The organism is uncultured Thiohalocapsa sp. (assembly GCF_913062725.1).
Taxonomy (GTDB): Bacteria; Pseudomonadota; Gammaproteobacteria; order Chromatiales; family Chromatiaceae; genus Thiohalocapsa.
In genome coordinates this window covers 18,004-43,718 of record NZ_CAJXWY010000015.1, presented here as the reverse complement: position 1 = coordinate 43,718, position 25,715 = coordinate 18,004, and the positions used below count along the sequence as shown (strand labels likewise).

Annotated in this window: 30 protein-coding genes; 11 read left to right on the top strand and 19 right to left on the bottom strand. The window is 66.8% G+C overall.

Annotated features, from left to right (window positions below; all coding sequences use genetic code 11):
- The first annotated feature begins 8 nt into the window (after positions 1 to 8).
- From sctV to sctU, 9 genes are read left to right on the top strand one after another with little or no spacing between them, the layout of a single operon-like run.
- Positions 9 to 2,108: a type III secretion system export apparatus subunit SctV gene (gene sctV, locus QZ588_RS06000; RefSeq protein WP_295540857.1), complete on the top strand. Its 2,100-nt coding sequence runs from the start codon at positions 9 to 11 to the stop codon at positions 2,106 to 2,108.
- The gene (gene sctN / locus QZ588_RS05995) at positions 2,105 to 3,451 is read left to right on the top strand and encodes a type III secretion system ATPase SctN (protein ID WP_295540855.1); all 1,347 of its coding nucleotides are present in this window, start codon (positions 2,105 to 2,107) and stop codon (positions 3,449 to 3,451) included. The genes sctV and sctN overlap by 4 nt, the downstream gene beginning before the upstream one ends.
- 33 nt (positions 3,452 to 3,484) lie before the next feature.
- Positions 3,485 to 4,006 (top strand): YscO family type III secretion system apparatus protein, encoded by a 522-nt coding sequence (locus tag QZ588_RS05990; protein WP_295540852.1) that lies wholly within the window; start codon positions 3,485 to 3,487, stop codon positions 4,004 to 4,006.
- Positions 3,987 to 5,252 (top strand): hypothetical protein, encoded by a 1,266-nt coding sequence (locus QZ588_RS05985; protein WP_295540851.1) that lies wholly within the window; start codon positions 3,987 to 3,989, stop codon positions 5,250 to 5,252. Before QZ588_RS05990 ends, QZ588_RS05985 begins: the two co-directional genes overlap by 20 nt.
- On the top strand, positions 5,249 to 6,193 hold the full coding sequence (locus QZ588_RS05980; protein WP_295540849.1) for a hypothetical protein: 945 nt from the start codon (positions 5,249 to 5,251) through the stop codon (positions 6,191 to 6,193). Before QZ588_RS05985 ends, QZ588_RS05980 begins: the two co-directional genes overlap by 4 nt.
- On the top strand, positions 6,186 to 6,842 hold the full coding sequence (gene sctR, locus QZ588_RS05975; RefSeq protein ID WP_295540847.1) for a type III secretion system export apparatus subunit SctR: 657 nt from the start codon (positions 6,186 to 6,188) through the stop codon (positions 6,840 to 6,842). The genes QZ588_RS05980 and sctR overlap by 8 nt, the downstream gene beginning before the upstream one ends.
- A 17-nt stretch (positions 6,843 to 6,859) precedes the next feature.
- Positions 6,860 to 7,123 carry a type III secretion system export apparatus subunit SctS gene (sctS, locus tag QZ588_RS05970; protein WP_295540845.1) on the top strand — a complete coding sequence of 88 codons (264 nt, stop codon included), beginning with the start codon at positions 6,860 to 6,862 and terminating at the stop codon, positions 7,121 to 7,123.
- Between the two features lie 15 nt (positions 7,124 to 7,138).
- Complete coding sequence (gene sctT, locus QZ588_RS05965; RefSeq protein ID WP_295540843.1) at positions 7,139 to 7,921, top strand: type III secretion system export apparatus subunit SctT; 783 nt, start codon at positions 7,139 to 7,141, stop codon at positions 7,919 to 7,921.
- Positions 7,918 to 8,964, top strand: coding sequence for a type III secretion system export apparatus subunit SctU (gene sctU, locus QZ588_RS05960; RefSeq protein WP_295540841.1), 1,047 nt, complete (start codon positions 7,918 to 7,920; stop codon positions 8,962 to 8,964). Before sctT ends, sctU begins: the two co-directional genes overlap by 4 nt.
- 55 nt (positions 8,965 to 9,019) lie before the next feature.
- Here sctU and QZ588_RS05955 read toward each other — a convergent pair whose 3' ends face one another.
- The 17 genes from QZ588_RS05955 to fusA all read right to left on the bottom strand — a co-directional run bounded on the left by QZ588_RS05955 (position 9,020) and on the right by fusA (position 21,878).
- Positions 9,020 to 9,643 carry an HrpE/YscL family type III secretion apparatus protein gene (locus QZ588_RS05955; RefSeq protein ID WP_295540839.1) on the bottom strand — a complete coding sequence of 208 codons (624 nt, stop codon included), beginning with the start codon at positions 9,641 to 9,643 and terminating at the stop codon, positions 9,020 to 9,022.
- On the bottom strand, positions 9,541 to 10,272 hold the full coding sequence (locus QZ588_RS05950; protein WP_295540837.1) for a SctK family type III secretion system sorting platform protein: 732 nt from the start codon (positions 10,270 to 10,272) through the stop codon (positions 9,541 to 9,543). The genes QZ588_RS05955 and QZ588_RS05950 overlap by 103 nt, the downstream gene beginning before the upstream one ends.
- 4 nt (positions 10,273 to 10,276) lie before the next feature.
- A complete protein-coding gene (gene sctJ, locus QZ588_RS05945) occupies positions 10,277 to 11,041 on the bottom strand; it encodes a type III secretion system inner membrane ring lipoprotein SctJ (protein WP_295540835.1) in 765 nt (254 codons plus the stop codon).
- Entirely contained in the window at positions 11,038 to 11,529 is a 492-nt protein-coding gene (locus QZ588_RS05940) for a hypothetical protein (protein WP_295540834.1), read from the bottom strand. Before QZ588_RS05940 ends, sctJ begins: the two co-directional genes overlap by 4 nt.
- 35 nt (positions 11,530 to 11,564) lie before the next feature.
- On the bottom strand, positions 11,565 to 11,945 hold the full coding sequence (locus tag QZ588_RS05935; RefSeq protein WP_295540831.1) for an HrpB1 family type III secretion system apparatus protein: 381 nt from the start codon (positions 11,943 to 11,945) through the stop codon (positions 11,565 to 11,567).
- A 27-nt stretch (positions 11,946 to 11,972) separates the two neighbouring features.
- Positions 11,973 to 12,188: an EscF/YscF/HrpA family type III secretion system needle major subunit gene (locus tag QZ588_RS05930; protein ID WP_295540829.1), complete on the bottom strand. Its 216-nt coding sequence runs from the start codon at positions 12,186 to 12,188 to the stop codon at positions 11,973 to 11,975.
- A gap of 21 nt (positions 12,189 to 12,209) precedes the next feature.
- On the bottom strand, positions 12,210 to 12,458 hold the full coding sequence (locus tag QZ588_RS05925) for a hypothetical protein (protein WP_295540827.1): 249 nt from the start codon (positions 12,456 to 12,458) through the stop codon (positions 12,210 to 12,212).
- Between the two features lie 4 nt (positions 12,459 to 12,462).
- Entirely contained in the window at positions 12,463 to 13,734 is a 1,272-nt protein-coding gene (locus tag QZ588_RS05920; protein ID WP_295540825.1) for an FHA domain-containing protein, read from the bottom strand.
- A complete protein-coding gene (locus QZ588_RS05915; protein ID WP_295540823.1) occupies positions 13,731 to 14,417 on the bottom strand; it encodes a DUF4124 domain-containing protein in 687 nt (228 codons plus the stop codon). The genes QZ588_RS05920 and QZ588_RS05915 overlap by 4 nt, the downstream gene beginning before the upstream one ends.
- Positions 14,414 to 14,845 carry a CesT family type III secretion system chaperone gene (locus QZ588_RS05910; protein WP_295540821.1) on the bottom strand — a complete coding sequence of 144 codons (432 nt, stop codon included), beginning with the start codon at positions 14,843 to 14,845 and terminating at the stop codon, positions 14,414 to 14,416. Before QZ588_RS05910 ends, QZ588_RS05915 begins: the two co-directional genes overlap by 4 nt.
- Before the next feature lie 74 nt (positions 14,846 to 14,919).
- Positions 14,920 to 16,080, bottom strand: a complete 1,161-nt coding sequence (sctE, locus tag QZ588_RS05905; protein WP_295540819.1) for a type III secretion system translocon subunit SctE — start codon at positions 16,078 to 16,080, stop codon at positions 14,920 to 14,922.
- Complete coding sequence (locus QZ588_RS05900; protein WP_295540817.1) at positions 16,077 to 16,604, bottom strand: SycD/LcrH family type III secretion system chaperone; 528 nt, start codon at positions 16,602 to 16,604, stop codon at positions 16,077 to 16,079. The genes sctE and QZ588_RS05900 overlap by 4 nt, the downstream gene beginning before the upstream one ends.
- 13 nt (positions 16,605 to 16,617) lie before the next feature.
- Entirely contained in the window at positions 16,618 to 17,505 is an 888-nt protein-coding gene (gene sctB / locus QZ588_RS05895) for a type III secretion system translocon subunit SctB (protein WP_295540815.1), read from the bottom strand.
- Between the two features lie 162 nt (positions 17,506 to 17,667).
- Complete coding sequence (locus tag QZ588_RS05890; RefSeq protein ID WP_295540813.1) at positions 17,668 to 18,198, bottom strand: hypothetical protein; 531 nt, start codon at positions 18,196 to 18,198, stop codon at positions 17,668 to 17,670.
- Between the two features lie 55 nt (positions 18,199 to 18,253).
- Positions 18,254 to 18,964 (bottom strand): hypothetical protein, encoded by a 711-nt coding sequence (locus QZ588_RS05885; protein ID WP_295540811.1) that lies wholly within the window; start codon positions 18,962 to 18,964, stop codon positions 18,254 to 18,256.
- A 54-nt stretch (positions 18,965 to 19,018) separates the two neighbouring features.
- Positions 19,019 to 19,333 (bottom strand): hypothetical protein, encoded by a 315-nt coding sequence (locus QZ588_RS05880; protein ID WP_295540809.1) that lies wholly within the window; start codon positions 19,331 to 19,333, stop codon positions 19,019 to 19,021.
- 496 nt (positions 19,334 to 19,829) lie between these two features.
- Positions 19,830 to 21,878, bottom strand: coding sequence for an elongation factor G (gene fusA, locus QZ588_RS05875; protein WP_295540807.1), 2,049 nt, complete (start codon positions 21,876 to 21,878; stop codon positions 19,830 to 19,832).
- Between the two features lie 230 nt (positions 21,879 to 22,108).
- Between fusA and QZ588_RS05870 the strand changes: the two genes are divergently transcribed.
- Both QZ588_RS05870 and QZ588_RS05865 read left to right on the top strand, forming a co-directional pair.
- Entirely contained in the window at positions 22,109 to 23,728 is a 1,620-nt protein-coding gene (locus QZ588_RS05870) for a cation:proton antiporter family protein (protein ID WP_295540806.1), read from the top strand.
- An 806-nt stretch (positions 23,729 to 24,534) separates the two neighbouring features.
- Positions 24,535 to 24,942, top strand: coding sequence for a hypothetical protein (locus tag QZ588_RS05865; protein ID WP_295540805.1), 408 nt, complete (start codon positions 24,535 to 24,537; stop codon positions 24,940 to 24,942).
- 67 nt (positions 24,943 to 25,009) lie between these two features.
- Here QZ588_RS05865 and fdxB read toward each other — a convergent pair whose 3' ends face one another.
- Together fdxB and QZ588_RS05855 are read right to left on the bottom strand one after the other, a co-directional pair.
- Positions 25,010 to 25,318, bottom strand: a complete 309-nt coding sequence (gene fdxB / locus QZ588_RS05860; protein WP_295540803.1) for a ferredoxin III, nif-specific — start codon at positions 25,316 to 25,318, stop codon at positions 25,010 to 25,012.
- Between the two features lie 69 nt (positions 25,319 to 25,387).
- Positions 25,388 to 25,600: a CCE_0567 family metalloprotein gene (locus QZ588_RS05855; protein WP_295540801.1), complete on the bottom strand. Its 213-nt coding sequence runs from the start codon at positions 25,598 to 25,600 to the stop codon at positions 25,388 to 25,390.
- Positions 25,601 to 25,715 lie beyond the last annotated feature (115 nt).

Below are 25,715 nucleotides of genomic sequence, written 5' to 3'. Positions count from 1 at the left end.
GATCGCGCGTGGAGCAGCTCCAGCACCGTCTTACGTTTCTCGCGCAGCGCACCGATCTGCTGCTGTCGGTGTTCGTCGTCGCCATCATTTTCATGATGATCCTGCCGATGCCCACGGGCATCGTCGATGTGCTCATCGCCGGCAACATGACCATCGCCGTCATCCTGCTGATGGTGGCGGTGTATCTCGCCACGCCGCTGGCGTTCTCCGCCTTCCCGGCGGTGCTGTTGCTGACCACCCTGTTTCGCCTGGCGCTGTCGGTCACCACCACCCGCCTGATTCTGCTGCAGGCCGACGCCGGCGCCATCGTCACCACCTTCGGCAATTTCGTGGTCGGTGGCAACCTCGTCGTCGGTCTGGTGGTCTTCCTGATCATCACCATTGTCCAGTTCATCGTCATCACCAAAGGCTCGGAGCGCGTCGCCGAGGTGAGCGCGCGCTTTTCGCTGGACGCCATGCCCGGCAAGCAAATGAGTATCGACGGCGACATGCGCGCCGGTGTCATCGATATGGACGAGGCCCGGCGGCGGCGTTCTTTGGTGGAAAAGGAGAGTCAGCTCTACGGCTCCATGGACGGCGCCATGAAGTTCGTCAAGGGCGATGCCATCGCCGGTTTGGTGATCATCGTGGTGAACATCCTGGGCGGGCTCTCCATCGGCACCCTGCAGGAGGGCATGAGCGGCGGTGAGGCTCTGCAGCTGTATGCCACGCTCACCGTGGGTGATGGCCTGGTGGCGCAGATCCCCGCGCTGTTCATCGCCATGACGGCGGGTATCATCGTCACCCGTGTCACCACCGAGGACTCCGACAATCTCGGCCGTGACATCGGTACCCAGGTGGGGCAGGAGCCCAAGGCGCTGCTGGTGGCGGCCGCCATGCTGATCGGTTTCGCACTGGTGCCGGGCTTCCCGGCGTTGGTATTCCTGATCCTGGCGCTGTTGCTCGCCGGCCTGGGCTTTTGGCTGCTGCGCGCCCGTGCGCGGGAAGCCACAGGCCAGGCCGGCGTCGCCGCGCTGCCCGCCACGCGCGCCGCCAGTCAGCCCCAGCAGCGCCGCGGCGGCGACAGCAAGAAGCTCTCCGAGCCCGAGGACTTCTCGCTGACCGTGCCGTTGCTCATCGATCTCGCCGGTGCGTTGCAGGCGCGGCTGCCGGTGGCGGAGCTCAACGACGAATTGGTACGGGTCCGCCGCGCCCTGTATCTGGATCTGGGGGTGCCCTTTCCGGGCATCCACGTGCGCGCCAACGAGGCCCTGGATGCCGATGATTATCACATTTACTTCCAGGAGATCCCGGTGGCGCAGGGCCGCGTGCGCGCCGACCGGCTGTTGGTCCGGGATCGTGTGGACAACCTCGAGCTGTTCGCCATCCCATACACGCCGGATGACCCGTTTCTGCCGGGAGTGAAAACGCTCTGGGTGGAGTCGCGCCATCAGCCGCTGTTGGCGCAGGGCGGTCTCGCCTATCTGGACGGCAGCGGCATCCTGGGCTATCACCTCTCCGTGATCCTGCGTAAGTATGCCGATAGCTTCATCGACATCCAGGAGACCCGCTTTCTGATGGATCAGCTGGAGCCGCGCTGCGGTGAGCTGGTGAAAGAGGCCCAGCGGATTCTCTCCATTCAAAAGATCACCGAGATTCTCCAGCGCCTGGTGTCGGAGGATATTTCCATCCGGAATCTGCGCGCGGTGCTGCAGGCGCTCATCGAGTGGGGACAAAAGGAGAAGGACACGGTCTTGCTGACCGAATATGTACGCGGCAGTCTGCGCCGTTACATCAGCTATAAGTACAGTGCCGGACACAATATTCTGCCCGCCTATCTGCTCGACCCGGACGTGGAGGAGACCATTCGCAACGCGGTGCGGCAGACATCCTCCGGCAGCTATCTGGCGTTGGAGCCCGCCGCGAGCCAGCGTTTCGTCGCCAGGGTCAAAGACAGCGTCGGCGACCTGACGCAGCAGACGAGCCGGCCGGTGCTGATCACGTCCATGGATATTCGCCGCTATGTGCGCAAGCTGATCGAGCCCGAGCTGTTCGAGCTGCCGGTGCTGAGCTATCAGGAATTGACCCAGGAGATCAATATTCAGCCACTGGCGCGGGTGTCGCTATGAAGCTGGATTACATCACACGGCTGCTCGAGGATGCCGTGCGGGGGATACAACCACTGGCGGTGCGCGGGCGGGTGCTGCAGGTGGTGGGAACCATCATCCGGGCAATGGTGCCGCGGGCGCGCATCGGCGAGCTTTGTGTGCTGCGCGAGCCGGACGGCACCGGCGAGCTGCTGGCGGAGGTCGTCGGTTTCTCACAGGATGTGGCGCTGCTGACGCCGCTGGGGGACATGTTCGGGGTCTCGCCCCTCACCGAGGTACTGCCCACGGGGCGGATGCAGCAGGTGCCCGTGGGCCGCGGGCTGCTCGGGCGGGTGCTCGATGGCATGGGGCGTCCCCTCGACCAGGCGGAGCATGGACCGCTCGACCCGGAGCGCTACTATCCGGTCTACGCCGATGCCCCGGAGCCCTTGCGGCGGCGCGTCATCGCGACACCGCTGCCGCTGGGCCTGCGCGCCATCGACGGCCTGCTGACCTGCGGCGAGGGGCAGCGCATGGGCATCTTCGCCGCCGCCGGCGGCGGCAAATCCACGCTGCTGGGGATGCTGGTGAAGGGGGCTGACGTCGACGTCACCGTGGTGGCGCTCATCGGCGAGCGCGGCCGCGAGGTGCGGGAATTCGTGGAACGGGAATTGGGCGCCGCGGGCCTGGCGCGCTCGGTGGTCGTGGTGGCCACCAGTGATCGACCGGCCATGGAGCGCGTGAAAGCCGCCTATGTGGCCACGGCCATCGCCGAGTACTTTCGCGACCAGGGCCAGCGCGTGCTGCTGCTGATGGACTCGGTGACCCGCTTCGGGCGGGCGCTGCGCGAGATCGGTCTGGCGGCGGGCGAGCCCCCCACCCGGCGCGGCTTTCCGCCATCGGTATTCGCGACCCTGCCAAAGCTGATGGAGCGTGCGGGCATGGGGGCGAGTGGCTCGATCACGGCCCTGTATACCGTGCTGGTGGAGGGTGACGACATGACCGAGCCCATCGCCGACGAGACCCGCTCCATACTGGATGGTCATATCATTCTCTCGCGCAAGCTGGCCGCCGCCGGTCATTACCCGGCCATCGATGTGCTCGCATCGGCGAGCCGCGTCATGGGCGCCATCACGCATGCTGACCATCGCCGAGCGGCGCAGCGGGTGCGGAGCTTGCTGGCCAAGTACGACGAGGTGGAGCTGTTGGTGCGCCTGGGCGAGTACGAGCGCGGCAGCGATGCCGAAGCCGATGTGGCGTTGCAGCGTATCGACGCCATCCGCGGCTTCCTGCGCCAGGGTATCGACGAGCAGGCGGCCTTCGCCGATACCGCGGCCGCGCTCGCGGCGCTCGCCGAGGATGCCGCGCCCGCCGCGGCGGCCTGATGCCCTGTGCGGAGGTGACCGGTGCGATCGCAGTTGCCCGAACAGGGTGTGATTGATGCGCTGCTCGCCGTCAAGCGCCACCGTGAACACTCGGCGGCGGCGGCGCGTCACCGCCGCATGAAGCGTCTGGAGCAGATGACGCGTGAGCGCGATTCGGCGCGCGAGCGCCTGCGGGCGTTCAAGGCGTGGCGACCCCGTGAGGTCCAGCGCCTGTTCGATGATTTGCCGCGACCGGCGTCGCCGCAGGATTTGCGACGCTACCGCGATGCGTGTGCGTCCCTGCGGACCGAGGAGCTGGGGCTGGCGGAGGCCCTGGACGCCAGTCAGGCGCGTTGGCAACAGGCGCACGCCGACTACCAACAGGCGGTGGACCGCCATCGCGTGACGATGCGCAGTCGGGAGAAATTTGATGAACAGGCCGACCTTTGGCGTGATGAACAGCGACGCGCCGGCGAGCGCAGCGCAGAGCACGCCGTCGAGGACCTCGGCCCAACGCGCGCCGGACCAGGACTACCGCCACCCGAAGGTGACCTGAATGTCGAAGATTGGCGCTGATCCCAAGGCGTCGCCCGCGCCGCCGGCGCGGCACACCGGCGATACGCCGGTGGCGCAGACGCTGCATACCGATGCACAGCGACTGCGGCGGCTGCTGGCGAAGGACACCGAACAGACCATCGCCCATGAGCCCGCGTCGGCCGATGGCGGAATGATGGATGAAGCGGACGAAGCCGGCGCCGACGGCCGTTTCGATGCGGCCCGGCCGACCGTCCATGCGCCGGTGACAGACACCCGTGGCACCGCCGCAGCGGATGCCGGGCCGCTCGCAGCCAAGCCCGCCGCGGCGGCCGACGGCCGAGCGTCGCCGGCGGCGCGTGCCCAGGCGGATGCTTCCGCCCGGCGCCCGGGGGCCCGAGTCCCCACGCCCCCGGCGGCTGCGCCTGCGGCGCCTGCGCAGGCGCGTGCGCACCATGTCGACGCGCCTCCCGATATCGGTCACAACCACCGCCCGGAGCGCCCGGCGATGGCGCCGGATACGCCGCCGGCGCCACCGCCGACCAAGCCGCAGGTCATGGCGGTGATACGCGACGGCGCGGCGCCCGGCGACGCGCATCCGGCGGCGCCCGCCATGCCAGGCGCGAGCACCCCGCAACAGACGGCCCGTGCGGCCGCCCCCCCGGCGGCCGCGACCTCGCCTGCACCGCCGGCGCGGGCGCCCGACGCCAATGCGCTTCCCGGCGTCGGCCGCAGCGATCACCCGGAGCACGCAGAGACACCGTCGGACAGGCCGACCGTGACCGCCGCGGCGGAGCCCATGCCGTCGGCGGATTTCGGCTTCGACGGGGCGCGTATCCTCGATCGGCTGCACGCCGAGACCCAGCCGCCGTCGGCGCCGGCACAGCAGACGGCGGGCACGTCCGCGGCTGCGGGTGAGCCCTTCGCGCGCATCGCCCGGGACCTGCTCAGCCAATTGCTGGTGGATGCGCCCGGACAGGATCAGGCGCGGGTGCGAATGACCTTGCAGATACCGGGTCTGGAAGGCTCCGAAATCCAAATCGAGCGCCAGGGCGGTGAGCTGCGACTGCAGATCATCCCCGGCGACGGTGGCAGCCAACAATGGTTCCAGGGGCGCCAGGAGCAGCTGGCCGAGCATCTGAGCAAGCGCTTCGATCAGGGCGTGACGGTCCAGCTACAGGGTGGCCCCGGCGGGCATGGAGCGGGCACCGGCGATGGCAGCGGCGATGAACGCCGGCGCTCACGCGGTCAGGTGCTGCCAGGACCCGAAGACGAGCCTGGTCCATGAGCGCCGCCGCCTATGCCGAGCAGCTCGCGCGCTGCGCACCGCTGCGCCTGCCGCTGGAGCCGCCGCGCTACCTGCATGGTCTGGCGCAAGCCGACTGGCCCGAGCCGGCACTGCGCATTGGGCTGCGCGTTGGCGACGCCCCCGCCGAGCTGGAGCTGGACGCGGCGGCGACGACACAATTACTGGCCGCGGCGTTGCCGGAGGCCGAGCGTTGGCACGACCTGCCCCAGGCCCTGCAGGAAGCAGCGCTGGCCTGTGTGCTGGACCCGGTCCTCGGTGTTTGGGAGCAGGCCTGGGGCACCGCCGTGCGCATCGACCACCTGACGATGACGCCGGCGAGCGGTGGGCCGGATGCCGCGCTCACGGACACGGCAGACGGCGCAGACGTGCGGCTGGTCGCGGCCATCGGCGGTGCCCACGACCCTCTCGGTCGCGTCGGCCTGCGCTTGCACGAGCGCCTCACCGGGAGCCTGCTGCAATCGCTGCAGCGCCTGCCCCTGCGCGACGACTGCCCGGTGGCGGCGACGCTGACGCTGGGCACCCTGCCGCTCGCAGTGGATGCGCTCGGGACGCTGGGCGGCGATGATCTGATCCTCACCGGCTGGACGGCCCTACCGGCGCCGGTGCTCGTCCTGGACGACGGCCACTGGACCTTACAACAGGACGACCCGGCGGATATGCACAGCGTGGCGTTGGTGGATTGGCATCCCGGGGCCGATGCACGGGCCGGTGGTGTGTGTCTCGACTACGCGCCGGTGCCACTGGATGCGGCGACGGCGGCGGCGCTGCACCCGGGGAGTCGTCTGCACGTTGGCCAATCGCTCGGCGGACCGCTCCGGGTGACCCACGACGGCGACGTGCTGGTGCTGGCTCAGGCCATGGAGATCGATGAGCAGGTGGTGCTGCGGGTGCTCGGCGCGGGGCAGGACGCCCATGGCTAACGGGCTGCCGGATCCCCTGCTGCTGATCGTCGGGCTGGGTCTGCTCGGCCTGGCGCCGTTTCTTGGCATGATGGTCACGGCCTTTATCAAGCTGGTGGTGGTGATGCACCTGTTGCGCAACGCCTTGGGCATCCAGCAGGTCCCCCCGAACATCGTGCTCAATGCCCTGGCGCTGGTGCTGACTTTGTTCATCATGGCACCCGTCGCCACCGAGTCCTACGACGCCGTTGTCGCCTTGGAGCAGGTGGATACCAGCGATCCGGCCTCGCTGGCGGAGGTCTTCCGGGCGGGTATCGCGCCATTTCGGGAGTTCATGGTGCGCCATACCGACGGCCACGAGCAGGAGATGTTCATCACCGCCGCACGACGCATCTGGCCGCCGGATTTCCAGCCCGAGATCGCGTCTGATCATCTCGCGATCCTGATTCCTTCGTTCGTCGTCAGCGAGCTGACCACGGCCTTCGAGATCGGTCTGCTCATCTACCTGCCCTTCATCGCCATCGATCTCGTGGTGTCGAACATCCTGTTGGCCATGGGCATGATGATGGTCTCGCCCATGACCATCTCCCTGCCTTTCAAGCTGCTTTTGTTCGTGTACCTGGATGGCTGGACGCGGCTGTTGCAGGGATTGATACTGACGTATCAGTAGCGGGGCGGCAGGGGCTTATGTCACAGCAAAGCGTCATCGAGCTCGCGATCCAGCTGCTGACCCTGGTGCTGCTGCTGTCGCTGCCACCCATCATCGTGGCGGCCGTGGTGGGTACCCTGGTGAGCTTGCTGCAGGCGCTGACGCAGGTACAGGAGCAAACCCTGTCTTTCGCCTTCAAGCTGATCGCGGTGTCCATCACCATTGCCCTCACCGTCACCTGGGTCGGGGGCGAGCTGTACCAATACGCGCTGCGCACCTTCGACAGCATTCGCAACTTGTGAGCAGACGGCGACGGCATGGAGCTGGTGGACGTCATCAAGCCTTGGCTGCTGGCATTGGTGCTGGCGGTGCCGCGACTGACCGGCTTGCTGCTGATGCTGCCGTTCATGAGCCAGCAGATGCTGCCGGGACAGGTGCGCAACACGCTCATCGTGGTACTGGCCCTGCCGCTGCTGCCGTCCATGCGCGAGCATGTGCCGACAGAGCCCGTGTTTTTGCATCTGCTGGGCCTGGTGGCGAAGGAGCTGCTGTTGGGGGTGGCCATTGGCTTTTCGGTGGCGATCCTGTTCTGGGCCATCGAAGGGCTGGGCTTTTTCATCGATAACCAACGCGGCACGACCATGGCCAGCAGCGTCAGCCCCATGACCGGCGAGCAAACGTCACCGCTGGGATTGTTCCTGAGTCAGACCCTGAGCGTTTTCTTCCTGGTCGGCGGCGGTTTACTGGCATTGTTGCTGTTGGTGTACGAGAGCTATGATTTCTGGCCCGTCACTGCCTTTACGCCGCAGGTGTCGTCGAGCACGGCGCTATACTTCCTGGGTCTCCTCGACGAGCTCATGGTCGCGACCGTGTTCTATGCCGCGCCTGTGGTCATCGCCATGTTTCTCGCCGAGCTGGCGCTGGGGCTCATCAGCCGCTTCACGCCGCAGCTCAACGTGTTCTTTCTGGCCATGCCCATCAAGAGTGGCATCGCTTTCTTCGTGCTGATTCTCTACCTCGGCGTACTGCTGCAGGTCTTCGCCGAAGGTTTGGGCGCGCTCGATGCACGTCTGCTAATGCTGCGCAAGGTACTGGAATGAGCGAGAAAAGCGAGCAGCCGACGCCGAAAAAGCGTCGCGATGCGCGTCAGAAAGGGCAGGTTGCGCAGAGCAAGGATCTCACGTCTGTGGTGGTATTGGCGGGGCTGTTCGCGGTGTTGTACGCCTATCTGCCATTTATGCTGCGACGGCTGGAGGCGTTGTTGCTCGCGCCCACCCGACTCGTGGACGTGCCCATTGCACAGGCCATGAGCGAGCTGGGAACGACACTGTTCGTGCAGGTCTCGTTGCTGGTCCTGCCGGTGGTGCTCGCCGCGGCGCTGCTGGGCATTATCGGCAACATCATGCAGGTGGGCTTTCTGCTCAGCTTCCAGCCCGTCAAGCCGGATCTGAAGAAGCTCAATCCCGGCCAGGGCATCAAGAAGATCTTTTCACTCAAGAATCTGGTGGAGCTGCTGAAATCAGTGGTGAAGATTATATTCCTGGGCGTGCTCAGCACGATCGTTATCATGGAATCGCTCGAGCCGCTGCTGAAGTTACCGTACTGCGGCCAGGGCTGCCTGCTGCCGATCCTGAGGCAGTCGCTGTTGGCCGTCGCCGCCTATACCGGTGTCGCCTTTCTGGTGATCGCCGGCTTCGATCTGGCGTTCCAGCGTTTTCAGCATACCAAGGAGCTGAAAATGACCAAGGATGAAGTCAAGCGCGAGTACAAGGAGATGGAGGGGGATCCGCTCATCAAGGGCAAGCGTCGACAGCTGCACCAGCAAATGGCGATGAGTGCGGCGGAGCACAACGTCCGCCATGCCTCCGTGGTCATTACCAATCCCACGCGCATCGCCGTTGCGCTGTACTACGAAGACGGCGAGACACCGCTGCCGCTGGTGGTGGCGAAGGGGGAGCAGTTACGGGCGCAGCGGATCATTGCCATTGCCCGGGAGGCGGGTGTGCCGATCATGGAAAACGTGCCGTTGGCACGCAGCCTCTATGCGGACGTGGACATCGATCAGTACATTCCCCGAGACCTGGTCGAGCCCGTCGCGGAGGTGCTGCGCTGGGTCCGTGAGCAGCGCAGGGCCGAGGACTAGACGAGGACTCGGCTGGCACCGCGGTGGCGATGCCATGGGTGCTGTTGCGAGCCGTTCAGCGCTCGCCGTGCCCCATCTGCCTGTGTAATGCCTGTTCGATGGCGGCGAGTTGTACATCGACACTGGCGTCGACCACGCCCGCCGCGCTTTCGAGCACCGCGTCGCGCGCAGACAGCCCGGGATCGGCGACAACGTCGACATGGCTGGGGGTGCCGCGGTGGCGAGCCAAGGTCTGTAACCGTTCCTGGACACCGGCCTTGCGCTCGGGGTGCACGCGCAGCGTCACCTGGCGGTGGGCGCCGAGTGCGTCGAGGCCCCGGCGGACGGCGTCGAGCACCAGCGCGTCGTCGTCGTGGTGGGACAGGACCCGGCGCACGGCCTCGGAGACGATGCGCGCGAGGTCTTTCTCGAGGGTGTTGAGGTAGTCCACGGTTTCCGCGGCGAGACGCAGGCGTTGCTCCACGGCCTCTGCGCCCGCCTGCGCCAGGCCCGCCTCATAACCGCGCTGCTTTTCCGCCTCGAAGGCCTCGGCAGCCTGCTGGCGCAGCGCATCGGCATCGCGCTGCGCGGCTTCGATCAGCTTTCGGGCGTCGACGAGCGCCCGGTAGTCGTCTGCGCGGACGATGCCAGGTCCGGGGGGGCAGGTGAAGTCCCGTGTGAGGCGAGGAAGTCTTGCCATGGGCGGTCGAGCTCGTACAGCAACTTGGGCCAGAGCCACGCGGGCGGTGGCGTGTCGGGACGGCCGGGGGCTGCGGGCAGTGCGGCGGGCAATTTCCATCGCACGCGGCCGTGCCAGTCGGCATCGCAGTCGGCCCACGCAAGCCGTGCCCAGGCGTAGCCCAGCGCCAGGGCGTGTTGTGGCCAGGGTTGCGCATCATGCGGCACCGGTGGCGTCATGTCGACCGTAACGCCCAGCAAGGGCACCCGCTGCCGGGCGAAGACAAAGTCCGCTCCCAACTGCTGTCGGATGTGCTCGAGGTGGGGGCGGCGGATTTCAGCGATGATTGCCGGGGCGGCCAGCACCAGGCCCAGACGCCGCAGCAGCGCCTGGAGCAGCGCCGGTGGGAGCAGGCCGTAGCACGCCGGCACATCCCGGCACTCATGCCAGGCGTCCGGATTCAGCCCCTGTTGCTGATAGAGGTGTACCGAGACGGCACGCCGGGCGCGCTCGCAGTCCGCGAGCCGGCGGGCAAGGTGGCCGTGGCGCAGGGATGGCCACCAGCTCGGATCCATGTCGCCGCAGGCGAGGCGGTTGAAGCGATAGTGGGCGCGCCACCAGGCCAGTGATGCACGAGCGGTCTCGGGCATGGGCTCAGGCGGCCGCGTCGTGGTCGTGCCGGCGCCACTTGCGCAGGTAGGCCCAGGTCAGGCTGCCGGTCAGGGCACCGCCGACTGCCATGCCGGCGAGGGTGAGCAGCCAGAAGGGCAGGATCGAGTCGGTCGTGAGCCGCAGGGGGCCGATACTGTGCAGAGGCGGTTGCGGGCGCATCATCGGGACCTTGGCTGGAAACAGGGTCACCGACACGTTGGCGTAGTCCAGCCCTTCGATGCTGTTGCTGACCAGCGATTTGATGTTCGGCGCCATGGCGCTCAGGCTGGCATCCTCGCGATGCTTGATGAAGACCGCCGCCGACGCCGGCGTGGCTTCTTCGGCCAGCGGATCGTTATCCGGCAGCACCACATGCACCCGCGCGGTGGTGACGCCATCGATGCGCGAGAGCGTGTCCGAGAGGTCCTGGGAGAGGGCGTAGATGAAGCGCACGCGTTCTTCGAGCGGTGACGACACCAGCCCGGAATTGCGGAACACCTTGCCAATGCTCTCGAATTGCTCTCGCGGCAGGCCATGACTCTCGAGCAGCTGAATCGCATCGCTGACACTGCGCTCGGGCACGCTGACCGCCGCCCGGTTGTCGCGGTCCGAGCGCTTTTCGGCATCGATGCCATGCTGTAACAGCAGGGCCAGCATGGCATTGGCCTCCTTCGGCGGTAGATCGTCGTAGAGCGGAACCTTACCGCAGCCAGCTAGCAGCAGTAGCAACAGCCAGGGGAGCAGCAATCGCAGCCGGCGGCGCGTCATTGCGCCTTGAGCAGGGTTTCGAGGTCCTGCTTGGAGACCGATGCGGCCTTGCCGGTGACCTCGATGTCGAACTGCGCGCGCAGCCATTGCGCCTGGTACTGCAGCAGCCCCGGCGTGTCGAGCGCAGCCTCTGACGACGGCGGCGCGGGCCATTGTGTTGCGCTGCGCAGCCGCTCCAAGCCTGCGATGAGTCGATCGCCCGGCGCCTCGACGGGGGCTGCGGCCATGGGGGGGCCATCGGGGCCGACCGGTGCGGACGGTTGTGTGGCGGGGGTCGGTTGTGCCGCTGTTGGCTGTTGTGCGCCGGCGGCGGCTTCGATGCCCTCCGGGGCCGCTGTGCCGCTATCCTCCGGCTGCTGTGCGTCTTGGTGCAGGGCTTGCTCGAAGGCCGCCTGATCTCCGGCTGCGGGAGCGATGGGTACGCCGGTGCCGGCGCCGGCGTCGGCCGCCGGCGGCGCGATCGGGGTGGCGTTGGGATCGATGGTCATGGGTGCTCCCTCATGAGTGTGTGTGGGCTCGGGCCTCAGGCGGCGTCGAGCAACGAGCGGGCCAGCGCCGCCGCCTGCTCATCGGCGCCGCTGCGCGCTTGTTCCCAGGCATGGCGTGCGGCCTGCCTCTGGCCGTCGAGCTGTAGCGCCAGGCCGAGGAAGCACAGGGCCATGCCGCTCTCCGGCGCAATTTTCAAAGCCTGCTCGCGCAGCAGATATTGTGCTTGCGGATATTGCCCCTGCTGCAGCAGCGCGAGCGCTTGCCCGATGGCCGGCACCTCGCTGTCGGGGCGCAGATGTGCAAGACCCGAGAAGATGGTCTCCGCCTGGGTGCGCAGGCCATGGCCGGCCGCCATGAACCCGACTTCGGTAAGTGTTTTGACCAGCTCCGGCTCGGTTGCTGCGATGGCCTGCATGGTGTTGGCTCCTCCGTGTGATCCGGCTCAGCCCATTTTCTGCACGATGCCGCGCAGGGCGTCGCTGATGGACTTGGCCACGGTACTCTGGGTGCTGACCGCAAGGGACCACTGCTGCATCTCCATCTGCATGGCGAACATGTCGCTGGCGTTATTCATATCGTGATCTGCACTGAGCTTTTGTTCCATCTCGGCGACGCGGCTGCCGATGCTGTTCTGGATGGCGGTGTAGTCGTAAGCCATGGTCGTTCTCCTGGGTGTATGTTATCGATCAGCTTGGGTCGGATGAAAGCGCGCCCACACCCGCTGCACGGTCTCGTGGGCAGCCTGGTAGGCGCCGATCAGCGTCTTGAGGGCTTCGGCATGGGCCGGCGGCGCACCTTGGTCGAGTAGGCGGCTGAGGCGTTGGCGCTCCGTGTCCAGGTCGTCGCACAGGCGCTGGCGCATCTCACCGTCGGCGTCGTCGCGCAGCCGCTCTTCCAGATCCAGCATCAGCATGGGTTGTTGGGACATGGTGTTAGCCTCCGGCGAGGTCCCCGAGTGAGAAGCGGCGCTCTTCGTCGCCGCGCATGAACAACAGATGGTCCAGGGTGATGGCGGTCAAGCGATAGCCGCCATCGAATTCGGCGCCGACCAGATAGTAGTGGCCATTGGTATCGACGACATGTGGCACGGGCTGCAGGCCAATGCGGCGGATGCGCAGGTCCGGCGGGGTGGGCGCCCGCGGTGCCGCGGTGTCGATGCCCGTGGTGTCGGTGCTGGTGGTGGTCTGGTCCTCGATCTGGAAGGCGCCCGGCAGGTCCGTTCGCAGCCGTGCTGCGATGGCCTGGAAGCCGAGGTCCGCCGGCGGCTCGCCGCGAACGGCCAGGGTGCCATCACCGATGGCGACGGCGTCGAGCCCGGCGCCGAAGCTGTCGAGCACCGTCTGCGCCGCCGCCAGCACGGCGTCCTCGGCGACGACACGGTTCTGCGCAACCAGGCCGTTGCTGCGCAGGGCCTCTGCCAGGGCGCGTCGATCGACCCGCGTCGCCACGACGCCCGTGAGGATTGGCGGCGTCCCCGGCTCGACTTGCAGCTGCGAGAAGCCGTTCTCATCCAGCCAGCGCGAGAGCACGGCCGGATCGGCGCTGATGCTGACCGCCCCCCCGGCATCGGCGGTCGTCGCGCGGTTCGTGAGCTGGAGCGCGAGCAAGCCGCCCCCCAAGACCACGGCGCTGAGTGCAAAGGCCCAGAAGGGCGGTCCCCCGTTGCCTCGCGCCGGTCCACGGATATCCTCGTCCGCCTGCGCCATGGACACCGACGGCAGGGGCGTATCCCCGTCCGTGGCGGTGCTCGGCGATGGTGCCGGCGGCGCCGCGGCACCGTCTGATGCGGCGTCCGCCGCCGCCTGGTGTGGCTCGCTGGGCTGCGGCGCTTCGCCGGCTGCTGGTGCCGTGGTCGCCTGCGCCGCGGGCATCTCCGCGGGAATCGCCAACTGTGGCCAGGGCGCATCGGCGGGGCCAAAGGCACACCAGCACGCGCCGCAGGCGACCAGCGAAAAGGGGCCGAGGTCGAGGGTCGTGCCCCGGGCGAGGCGGGCGCCGTCGTGGCCCAGGCCGTCGTCGAGCACCTCCAGACGCATGCCGTCGGGCGTCAGTCGTGCCCGTGCCAGGTGCCGCGGGACCCGGGAATCGCGCAGCACGATGTCCGCCTGGTCGTCCGCGCCGATGAGGTAGCTGACGTCGGGCGCGATTTCTGCGGCGGCGCCGGCCTGGGCGCCGGTGAGGACTTTGAACAGCCATGCGTTCATGGCCGGGCCTCCGTCGCCGGGCGCGACTGCGCCAACGCGCCTGCGGCGCCGGATCGCGAGCGCGGCGATGTGCCCACCGCCTGCAGCGTCGAGGGTGCATCGGGATGGCTGGAGCTGTAATGGAGCACCCCCTGCTCGTCCACCCAATGATAGATACGCTCGCCGGCGGGCGCGGCCACCGCGGCCAGCTCGTCGTTGAGGGTGTCGATGGTGCGCTTGGCGAGGGTCCGGAACAGCGCCGGACCCGACAGATAGACCGTGCCGTCGCCGCCGAGGGAGCGCCAGCGGATGTGGCCGCCGACGCCGATGGCGGCCAGGGCCTGCTCGAGGCGCCCGCTCGGGACGCGGTTCAAGGCCACGATCTCGCCGGCCACGTCAGTCAGCGGAAAGACATGGAGGCGGCTGCCATCGTAGAACCAGCCAAGGTCGAACAGCGCCGTGAGTGTTTCGAGAAACTGCCTCGGCGCCCGCGGCGGGAAGGTGCCGCTGATGCGGTGCTGCGGCACGGCGGCGGCGATGTCCAGGGGCAGACCCTGGGAGGCCGCGAAGCCGCGCAGCAGGGCGTGTAGGGCTTCGTCGTCGCAATGCACGGCATAGGGCTCCGGGCGCCAGGGCGGCTCGGCCGCCGCGGTGCCGGAGACGACGCAGAGCAGCACATACAGCGACACGATCCGCCCCATCATGGCCGTAGAAACCCTGCAGACCAGGCCAGTAGGTCCGCAGGCGAGCTTGCTTCGGTGCCGCTCTGCCATCGCTCGGTTGTGGCGATCAGGGTTTCCAGGCTGGCGATCAGCGCGCTGGGCTCCAAGCCTGGCATGTCAATTGCGGAATAAAGCTGGAGGGTATCGGTGGCGGCATCGAGACAAAGCGCCGGCGCTTGCGCGAAGTGGCCCAGGCTCTGTTGCAGCATTGCACGCAGTTGTGGGGCTTGGTCTCGGGTGGTGGCCGCGAGTGGCTCGAGCTCCGCCAATAGGAGCAGGCGTTGCCCCTGCGCCTGCAGTCGTAGGCGGACGTCATCGATGGTGAGCACCTGCTCGCCCGTGTCTGCGAGGCCGCAGGCATCCAGGCCGAGCTCCCGTGCTAGCAGCGTATCGATCTCACTCAGTGTCATGCGCCGTCCCCCCGGTGCGCGACGGCGTCTGCCCGGCCCGGTAGCGGGCAGCGCCGATCATGGCTGTGCGCCGGTTATACCATCTGTCGCGCAATCAGGCTGTTGGTCTCGGCGTCGGCACGCATGCTCGCGATTACCCGGGCAACGGTGGCGTCCAACTGCTCCATCATCTCCTGTATGCGCTCCGACTCTTCTTCGAGGAGGGCGGACAGTTTTTGGATCAGCACTTTGTCCGCCGCGGCGTCGGCTTTTTCGTTGTCCGCCTCAAACCGTTTGATCGACTGTACGATTTCGGTGGCGCCTATACCCGTTTGCGCAGCACCTTGTACAAACTGTGTTATGCCGGTCGCGATCAGCTTGGGGGCCGCTTTGGCCATCCCTTGGACGAGCCCTTTGACGGCTGCGGCTATCGCGTCGGCGATTTTCGCGCAGAAGCCGCTGACTTTGGTGACCGCAGCAGCGGCGCCCACGCCCGTGGACATGACTGAGCCCACCATGCCAACGGTGGTGATGGCCAACTGCATGGCTATTTTCACACCAAGCTTTATCCATTCTCGATCCTGCTCACTCATGTCCTTATTGGTCTTGTCCAGGAACTCATCAATGGCGGCATCGATGGCTTTGTCCGTCAGACCGGTTCTGTTGCTGGCTTCAAGACCGATCGCCGCAGCCGTGCTGAGCGCGGCGATGCCGAGTCCGATGGCGCCGACGGTCAGAAAGCCAATTTGTATCCAGCTCAGGCTTCCGGCGGAAACGGCGCTGACGATGGTCATTGTGCCGCCGATCAAGGCGGCGGCGCTACCCACCGCGCCGGCGACGCCGCCTACGAACGCCGCGATCTTGGAGAGCCGGGACAGGTTGTTGGCAATGTTTTGCCACTTCTCGGCCTCTTTCAGTTTGTCGATGGCCTTCTCGAGCTTCTGCGCCGCTTCCTCGTAGCGGGCTTTCCGCTCCGCCTGGTTGCTCTCGATCTGTTGCTTGCTTTGCTTGATTTGCTCTCCGGCCAGTAGACTCTGGAGCTCCAGCATGGCGGTGGACAGGTTGGCGTTGTCCGCGCCCGGTTTCGCCAGCCGTGGAGCGCCGTTGGCGTTGCGCAGCGTATCACCGGCACTGGGGCCGGGAGGTGTCATGGTGCTGTTGTCGACCGTCGCCGCCGGCCGGGCGTCGCCCGCCACGCCACCGGGGCCCGGCACGCTCGACGGTGATGGTGGATTGGAGGTGCTGATGCTGGTCATGCTTCCATCCCCGTGCTGTCTTGGCTGCTGACCGTCGCCAGGAGCGCCTGCGCGCGCTGGGCGACGGCGGTGTTGATGCCCCCGGTGCCGGCACCGGCTGTGGTCAGGGCATCGTTGAGGGCGTCGGCCGCCTCGGTGTGCTGTCCGGATGCCAGCAGGCATTCACCCGCGTGTAACGCCGATCGGGGATCGTCCACGTCGAGCAGGTTGGCGAAGGCATAGGCGGTGGTGGCTTGATCGTGCAGGCCGAGCATCTGCTGGCAGGCGCCCAGCCCCAGCCAAAAGCGCTGCTCGAGATGATTGCGGCTGCAGAGATAGCAAAATAGCTCGCGTGCGTCGCGGTAGCGCTCGGCCTCGTACAGGTTGTAGGCCATGCCATACAGGGCTTCGTAATGGTGCTTGCTCAGGCCTTCGAAATCGCCGAGAACGGCACCTTCGCGGCTGAACGCCTCAAGGAGTGCGTCCAGGTCCATCTGGTCCTCGGCGGGGGTCCGCGCCGCTGCGTCATGGGTGGGCTCGCTCATGCTCGCCTCCGCATCAGACCCGCACCACGGCCACCGCCGTGTCGTGCTCGGATTGCTGCATGGCGGCCAGGCGCTGCTGGATGTCCTGCAGGGTATCGCGCATGCTCTGGATGAATTCGCTGCTGCGTTCGATGCCCGCCTGTAGGCGCTCAGCCTCGGCTTCCTTGGCCTTCTGGTCGGCCTCTTTCTGTTTCGATTTGTAGTTGAAGCCTGCGGCTACGGCATCCGCGATACCGCTGACCACGCCGCCTGAGCCGCTGACACCATCGGCGGCACCCGAGGCGGCGTTGCCGGCGCCTTCGGCGACCTTGCCATAGCCACTCCACTGTTGCGCCACGAGTTCTGCTCCCGTGGGATTCGTACTCATCATACCCTGCCCCTTGATCCCGCCGGCTGCACTCAAGCCACCACCGAGCGCCGCCAGCCCGCCAGCCCCGGTTTTTATGGCACCGGCCCCCATGCTCGCAAAGCCCTGCACCACTTTGCCGGCGGCGGCGACCACACCCGCGGCGAGTGCCCATTTGGCGGCCTCGCGAAGATCATCGACGCCGGATTGCAGCAGGTTGAAGCGTGTCTCCCGTTCGGCGGCGCGGACTTCCGCGGCGGACTTGCGCGTTTCGCGGCTCACCTCATGCATAAGACTCAGCATTGCAGTCACATCGGTGTGCAGGTTTGCGGTGAGCGCATTGATGCGCGCGTTGGTTTGTGTGGTATCAGCGCCACTCGGGGGGCGAGGGCTGGGCAGGCCGTCGAGGTCACGGGGCTTGGGTGCCGGAGGGGCAGGCACACCAGCGTCTCCGGCGACCGCCGTTTTTCCGCCGGCGGTAGACTCGGCGGCTTCCGGCGTGTAGCCAAGCGGCAGGGGGGGATGTTGTTGCGCATTGATGGGTGTGTTGGACATGCTTGTGATCTCCTGCATGAGGATCTTGGCGAGGGACGGGGATCTAGCTGGGCACTCCTGGGCCGTGCAGGCTGGGCTGAGCAGGCTGGGCTGAGTCAGCTGGGGCCGGGCCCTCGGCATTGGCCACCCGGGCAGCCTGACCAGGGCAGGCGCCGACCGGCGTCATTGTTGCAGGCGTTGCACCAGTAACTGCGCCTGCTCACGCACGGTGGTGGCGGTGCTCGCCGCCGCAGGTGAGAACTGGGTCTCCGCAACGGACGCCTGCTCAGTCACGGCGAGCAGATGCTCCAGGTAGTCGCGGGCCTGCCCGGTGGCGCCGGCCGTGATCAGGCACTGCGCCGCCTTCAGGGCATCGTCCAGATCCGGATCATCGCTGGTGAGTGCCATGTCAAAGGCCTCGAAGGCGCCCGGCAGATCACCGCGCTCACGTCGGCACAGCCCCAGGCCACGCCAGCCGCGGGCCGCCCGATGCTGATAGAAGCACAGACAGCGAAACAGCGGCTCGGCCTGATGCCACTGTGCCCGCCCAGCGAGCTGGTAGGCGAGGGTGTAAATGCGTTCGAGATCGGCGTCCGTGAGCCCGCGCAGGGCACCGAGATTGCCGCCGGCCTGCGCGAGCCCGGTGGCGAAGGCGGCGAGATCGGTGTTTGCGAACGCGTCGATCTGATCGCGGGTGATGGCGTCGGCGGTCATGGGGCGTCCTTTGAGTGGGTCTTGTGGCGGTAGCCGGGGCGTGGCGGCGAAGACCTCAGCGCATGTTTGCGATGATGCCGTCGAGTGTCTTGCCGAGCTTTTGAATGGTATTGGTCATGAGCTGGAAGGCTTGATCGCGCTTCTGCATCAGGCCCTGCATGCGGATCATGTCCAGTTGCGATTGGCTGTTGAGCGCGTCTTTATATGCCTTCAGTCGGGTGATGTTGGTATCCCAGGCTTCCTTGCTGTTATCTTTGTGGAGCTCCAAGCCAATTTTTTTGCAATAATTAACCAGTTCAGCAGGGGCATGCTTCTGAGAATTTTTGCAGTCTTGCATCTGCGCCATCATATCTCTAGCCTCGCGCAGACGAGCAGTGGTCTGCTTGATTTCGTTCCCTTGAGCGGCGAGCTGTGCTTCCAGATTATTGGCCCGTTCCGCTTGCAGGGTCATGATCAGGGTTTGCAGATCCAGGGTGCTGCCGTCCATTGCGAAGCGGTCACTGCCCAGGGATTCGACGCCTGACGTGGCGGATGATTGCACTGTTGTCATCACGTTCTCCGAATGCTGGTTATTGTTCTTCACCGGCGTGGAATGCCGAAGCAGGTCTTTTTGCCACGACGGCATGCGGTCCTGGTCCGGCGTCCAAACGACCGGTTCCTTTGGCGCGTAATCGTTCGTTCGATAGTTTGCGGTGTGGGAATCTGGGATCTTGGCTGTCATCACCTGCTCCGAATACGTGGTGGGATGGTGCCGCGTCACGGTCATGGCATCTCAGCCGTCGGGGCTTGTGGGCGGCGGTTGGCTCGCACGGGCTCGGCGTCACACGCTGAGATGGCCGGGTCGGGGTGCACGCCGCTGTTGCGGACGCGGGCGATGCTGCTCGACGGCGGCCTCGAGATCACGCGCGATCTCCGCTTCCATCGCGGCGAGCTCCGCGTCGATCTGCTGGCGTTGTTCGGGCGTGCGGCGCGCACTGGTGAGAAATTGCCGGGGCGCGTCGCGGGGGATACCGTGCTCGGCGTAGAACGCCTCGGTCTCGGCGAGGGCGGCCTGCCCGCGCTCGAGGAGCTGCTCCATCTGGGCGCACAGGCGATCGGAAAGCTCGAGTGTCTGTTGTAGCTCGTCGTCGGTCATTGCATTGGGCCTCCGGGCTTGGTTCTGGGCACGCGGTGGGCACACCGGGGCGCGGGCAACCGGCACGGCGCACCCGCTCGGTGGTGTTGGGCTCGATGGGCTGGCGCCGCCGTGTCGTCCCTCCCTAATACCTTAGTGCCTTGCTCAGGATAAGGCTACGCCAGGATTGGCGCGCATACTTTGCAGAGCGTCTACATTACTTGTCTGTGCGTCCATGGCATTCGAAGGATGCCGGCGCGCCGGGCAGGCCCTTGGGTGGGCGTCGACGGTTGCGGGGTTGCAGGCCTTGGGGAGGTCGGCGGGCGGGGAGATGTTAGCGGCGGCGGGGCCGCTCGGCCGGGGCGTCGGCCTGCGGGCCCCGGCCGTCGGCGCTCAGGCCTCAGCAGCCCTTGTCATCGCGCGCACCAGACGCTGCGCCGGCGCCGTCGGTGCCCAGCCCGCCGAAGGCTGTCCGGCGTGGCGCTCTACGCCGGATCTGTGGCCCCGGGCTGCATCGTCAGTCATCACTCGAGCGCTGGAAGGCATCCGCCAGCTGCTTTTGGATGTGGGCGGGCACCGCTTCGTAGTGGCTGAGCTCGATGGTATAGCTGCCTTCGCCGCCGGTGATGGACTTGAGCCGGGACTCGTAGCCTTCCAGCTCAGCGAGCGGCACCTCGCCGTCGATGATGATGCGCCCGCGGCTCTTGGACTCGCTGCCCTGGATGCGCCCGCGACGGCCGGAGAGATCGCCGGCGAGGTCGCCCATGTGGCTGTCCGAGGCGGTGATGCGGATCTTGACGATGGGCTCCAGGACGGCGGGCCTGGCTTTCTCGACGGCATCCAGGAAGGCCTTCTTGCCGGCGGTGGCGAAGGCGATGTCCTTGGAGTCCACCGGGTGGGACTTGCCGTCGTAGACCGCCACGCGCACGTCCTGTATGGGATAGCCGGCGATGGCGCCTTCCTCCAGCACCTGGCGCACGCCCTTCTCGATGGAGGGGATGAACTGGTTGGGGATGCAGCCGCCGACGGTCTCATCGACGAACTCGAAGCCCGCGCCCTGCTCGCGCGGCTCGATGCGCAGATACACCTCGCCGAACTGCCCCGCGCCGCCGGTCTGCTTCTTGTGCCTGTGATGGCCCTCGGCCTTGGCGGTGATGGTTTCCCGGTAGGGGATGCTCGGCGGCTTGGTCTCGATGTCGACGTGGAACTGCTCTGACAGGCGGCGCATCAGCACTTTCAGATGCAGCTCGCCGAGGCCGCGCATGACGGTCTCGTTGGCGGCGGCATTGTGCTCGACATGGAAGCAGGGGTCTTCGGACTCGAGCTTGTGCAGCGCGTCGGTGAGCTTCTGCTCATCACCGCGCTTGGCGACGTTCACCGCCAGGCCGAACAGCGGCAGGGGGCACTCGATGCTGGTGAGATGGTAGTGGTCCTCGTCGTGCGAGTCGTGCAGCACGGCATCGAAATGGATGTCGTCCACCCGGGTGACGGCGAGGATGTCGCCGGGCACGCCCGCGTCCACCTCGATGAGGTCGTTGCCGTGCATGCGGTAGAGGTGGGTCACCTTGAAGGGCTTGCGTGCATCGCCGATGTAGAGCTGGCTGTTGGTGGCGATACGCCCCTGATGGATGCGGAAGATGCTGATCTTGCCCCGAAACGGGTCATTGATCACCTTGAACACATGCGCGACGGCGTGCTGATCCGGCTCCGGCACGACGCTCACCGGCCGCTGGTTGGCGCCTTCGCCCTTCATGAAGGGCGGCGGGTTGCCTTCGGCGGGGTTCGGCATGAGCCGCACCAGGATTTCCAGCAGCTCTGGCATGCCGGCGCCGGTTTCGGCGGAGCAGAAGCAGATGGGCACCAGGTGCGCCTCGCGCAGGGCCGCCTCGAAGGCGTCGTGCAGTTGCTCGGGCTTCAGCGCCTGGCCCTGCTCCAGGTAGCGCTCCATCAGGTCTTCGTCGACTTCCACCACCTGGTCGATGATCTGGCTATGGGCCGCTTCCACACTGGAGAAGTCGGCGCCGTCACCGGCCGGATTGAAGAAGCAGTCGATGACGCGCTTGCCCCCGTCCGCCGGCAGGTTGATGGGCAGACATTCGGCGCCGAAGGCCTCGCGGATCTGCGCCGTGAGCGCCTGCGCATCGACGCCGTCCGCGTCGATGCGATTGACGATGAACAGGCGGCAGTGGTTGCGCTTGTCTGCGGCTTTCCACATGCGCTGGGTGAGCGGCTCGATGCCGTTCTCGGCATTGACCACGATGGCCGTGGTCTCCACCGCGCTCAGCACCGAGAGGGCGCGGCCGAGGAAGTCCGGATACCCCGGGGTGTCCAGCAGGTTGATGTGCTTGCCGTGGGTGGTGAAGCCGGTGATGCCGACGTCCAGCGAGTGCTTGAGCGTCTTTTCCATGTCGTCCCAGTCGCAGACCGCGGTGCCCTTGTCCACGCTGCCCGGCTCCTTGATGGCCCCGGCGGCGGCGAGCAGCGCCTCCACCAGCGTGGTCTTGCCGGCGCCGGCATGGCCGACGAGGGCGACGTTGCGGACGTCCTCCGCGTTGTATTCGGACATGGATTGACCCTTGATCGTTGAGCGGTTTTCAGGGAAGGCGATGGGCGTTGTCCTGCACAGGAGCCAACGCAGGGCGAGTATATCGTAACGGTCCCGTCACGCGGGGCAGCCCACCGGGGCGAATCGGCACAGGTCGTGCTTTGCGTCAAGTCGCGCTGTAGCATGGGCGCTGCGCTCGGCGGCGGCTCGCCGCGGCGCACCCCCCTGCGTGGTCACCGAGGAGCCCATCGATGTTCGACGCCATCACCTGGATCGCCGTCGCCTTTGCCGCCGGTGTGGTCGCCAAGCACACGGGGCTGCCGCCCCTGGTGGGCTATCTGGTGGCCGGATTCGTGCTCAATGCCCTGGGTGCGCAAGAAGACCCGGTCATCGACACCCTCTCGGAGCTCGGCGTCACACTGCTGCTGTTCACCATCGGGCTCAAGCTCAAGCTGAAGAGCCTCGCGGCACCGCAGGTGTGGGGCGTCGCGTCACTGCATATGGTGGCGGTGGTGGCGGTGTTCGCGCCGCTGCTGCTCGCCCTCGGCCATCTGGGCCTGCCGTACCTGGCCGGCGTGGACTATGGCCCGGCGCTGGTGCTGGCCTTCGCGCTCAGCTTCTCGAGCACCGTCTTCGCGGTGAAGGTGCTGGAGGAGAAGGGAGAAATGGGCTCGCTCTACGGCACCATCGCCATCGGTATCCTGATCATGCAGGATCTGGCGGCGGTGGTCTTCCTGGTTTTCTCCGCCGGTAAGGTGCCGAGCCTGTGGGCGCTGTTGCTGCTCGGACTGCTGTTGGCGCGCCCTCTGGTGCATTGGCTGCTGGAGCGGGCCGGGCATGGTGAGCTGCTGCTGCTGTTCGGCCTGACGCTGGGTCTGGGTGGCGCCGAGGTGTTCGAGCTCGTCGATGTGAAGGGCGATTTGGGGGCCTTGTTGCTGGGGGTGATGGTGGCGTCGCACCCCAAATCCGGCGAGCTCGCCGATGTGCTGCTCGGGCTCAAAGATCTCTTCCTGGTGGGATTCTTCCTCAGCATCGGGCTGGCGGTGACGCCGAGTCTGGAGATGGTGCCGGTGGTGATCCTGTTGCTGCTGCTCTTGCCGCTGAAGGGCTTTCTCTTCGAGCAGCTGATGCTCGCCTTGCGGTTGCGGGCACGCACTGCGCTCCTGGGCGCACTCGCCTTATTCAACTACAGCGAGTTCGGACTCATCGTCGCCGCCATCGCCGCCAAGAACGGCTGGCTGTCACCGGACTGGCTGGCCATCATCGCCATCACCCTGGCCCTGTCCTTTGTGCTCGCCTCGCCGCTCAACAGCCAGTCGCATGTGATCTATGAGCTCTTCAGTGGTCGTCTGCGCCGCCAGGAGCGCAAGCGTCGCATCACCGCTGAGCTGGAGATCGACCCCGGGGATGCCAACGCGATGATCGTCGGCATGGGGCGCATCGGCGGCGGCGCCTACGATTTCCTGGTGCGGGAGCGGGGCCTGCGTCCGGTGGGCGTCGACGCCGATCCGGACGGCGTCGCCAGGCAGAAAGCCGGCGGTCGCAACGTGGTGCAGGGCTCGGCGACGGACGCGGACTTCTGGCATCGGCTGCATCTCGACGACGGCCACATCAAGTTGGTGCTGCTGGCCATGCCGAAGGCGTCCGAGAATGTGTTCGCCGCGGAGCATTTGCTCAAGGAGGGCTTTGCGGGGACCATTGGCGCCATCGCGAAATTTCCCGACGATGAGGCGGCATTGCGCGCCGCTGGTGTGCATCAGGTGTTCAATCTGTACGCCGAAGCCGGGGCGGGGCTGGCGCAGCATGTGTGCTCGGAGGCCATGCTCGCGCCGACAGCGCCGGGCGGCATTGACACGCAACCGCAGCGGTGATTGCATACACGTAGATAACGGGCCGCATCACCCGCATGGCACACAGCTGCCATTGTTGCGGGCAAAAAAAAGCGGCCGGGGTTGGCCGCTAAAGGACGCACAGCTAGGGATCGATGGTCAGATCGCTGAGCCCATTGGCTGACTGCCCGCGATAGCCGCAGTGGCATTTACCAACGGTTGCTCTCGACAGGGGGGTTGAGCGTGCTGTTATGACCGATGGGCAAACGACCGACGGGCAAGCGATGTCGAGGTGAAAAGCGATTTCATGCAGGCACACCGCGAGCGGCTTTTGGATGACGGATGTTGCGATCACTGGTGCGCATTGATGCCGTTGCAGATAGCTGCGTCTTCACCGTATTGACCAATGCCAATAGATTAGCCGCAGTGCTTGGAGTTCGTGAACCCTGCTCGTCGGTCTCGACGCTACGTCCGTCGGTACCAGCGGGCGACTATGAGACCTGCCGGGCGCCGGTGCCCGAGCCCGATACCTGATCCCCGCGCCCGAGCCCGATGCCCGAACGGCGCAGCGAGCGATTGGCCCGGCGGTGAGTCGACGCGTGGGTCTCAGGACGGCCCCGCGGGCGGCCGCGGCCGGGCGTGTGGGGCCGCGCCTGCGCGCGGGAGTGGCTGCCCGACGGGCGGGCGCGGCCGCAGTGGCGGATCGCGGGTGTTAGCATGCCCACCCACGGCGGCGGTCTTACCAGCGCGCTCGCCCGAGGAAGAGTCGTGGCGGCACCCGGTGTCGCCGCGCAGCCACACAATCATCGCCAGCCGCCGCTCGGGCGGCACAGCATATGAGGGCTAGCATGTTCAAGCAGATCAAGGAGATGGTGGAAGAACTGTTCGGCATGGGGCCCAAGAAAAGACCCCGGGCCCAGACGCCGCCTTCGCAGCCCGCGGCGGCGGCCCCCACTCAGGATGCTGCGGCCGAGTCGGTGCCCAACACGGTGCCCAACGAAGCCCAAGGCCCGACCCCCAGCCCTACGGAAACTCCGGCCCAGAGCGGCATCCCGACGAAGGCGCCGGCCAAGAAGGCGACGGCCAAAAAGGCCGCCAGCAAACCAGCGGCGGCGAAGAAGACGGCCCGCAAGAAGGCGACTGGCCGCACGGCAACCAAGCAAGGAGCGGCGACGCAGGGCGGCTCCAGAAAGACCGCCGCGAAGAAAGCGGTGGCGAAGACGGCCACACCCAAGGGCGACGAGGCCGACGCCTGAGCCGGCCGCGTCCGCGGCACCACCGCCTGCCCTGCGTCGTTGACGAGGCGGTCGCTGTGTCCCCGTGCTAGGCGGCCAGCGCCTGCGGCTCGTGGGCGAGGCAGCCCTTGGGGCAAACCCGCGAGCAGGACTCGCAGCCGATGCAATCCATGGCGTTTTTCAGGTTCATGACCATCCCGGGCGCTTCGTCGAAGTCGTCGTCGAGGTCGTCGTCCTCATCGAGCTCGAGGTCGTCGCGATCGATCAGCTCGAAGACATCCCGCGGGCAGACCTTGAAACAGCGTCCGCAACCGATGCAGATGGTCTGATTGAGGGCGACGACGAAGGCCGGCGTCCATTCGACGCCGCCGCGGGTCAGGCCGGTGATGGTGCTCATGTCGGTCTCCGGTGATGGGCTTGAGCGGCGTGGCTCGGGTCGGGCCGGCGGCGCCGCAAGGGGTGGGTCTCAGCGTGTTGCTTGCGCGGCCTCGAGTGTGGCGGTGGCCTCTGCCCAGGCCTGGCAGGCCTCATAGGCCGCCTGTGTCGTGGACGGGAGCTCTTCGTAGGCCGCCGGCAGGCGGTCTTCCACCAAGTCGTGGAGCGCGCTGGCGCGCTCGTTGGCGATGCGCTTGGCCTTCTTCACGGCCTTCTCCAGGGCTTTCAGATCGGTGTCGTTCATTGTTGCTGTGCTCCGGGGGCTGGGAGGTTGGGACTGGGGGCTGGGGGCTGGGGGCGAGGAAGGCTGGATCGTGGACCATCCATGCTCGACACGCGCCCCCCGAGGCTCGAACCCG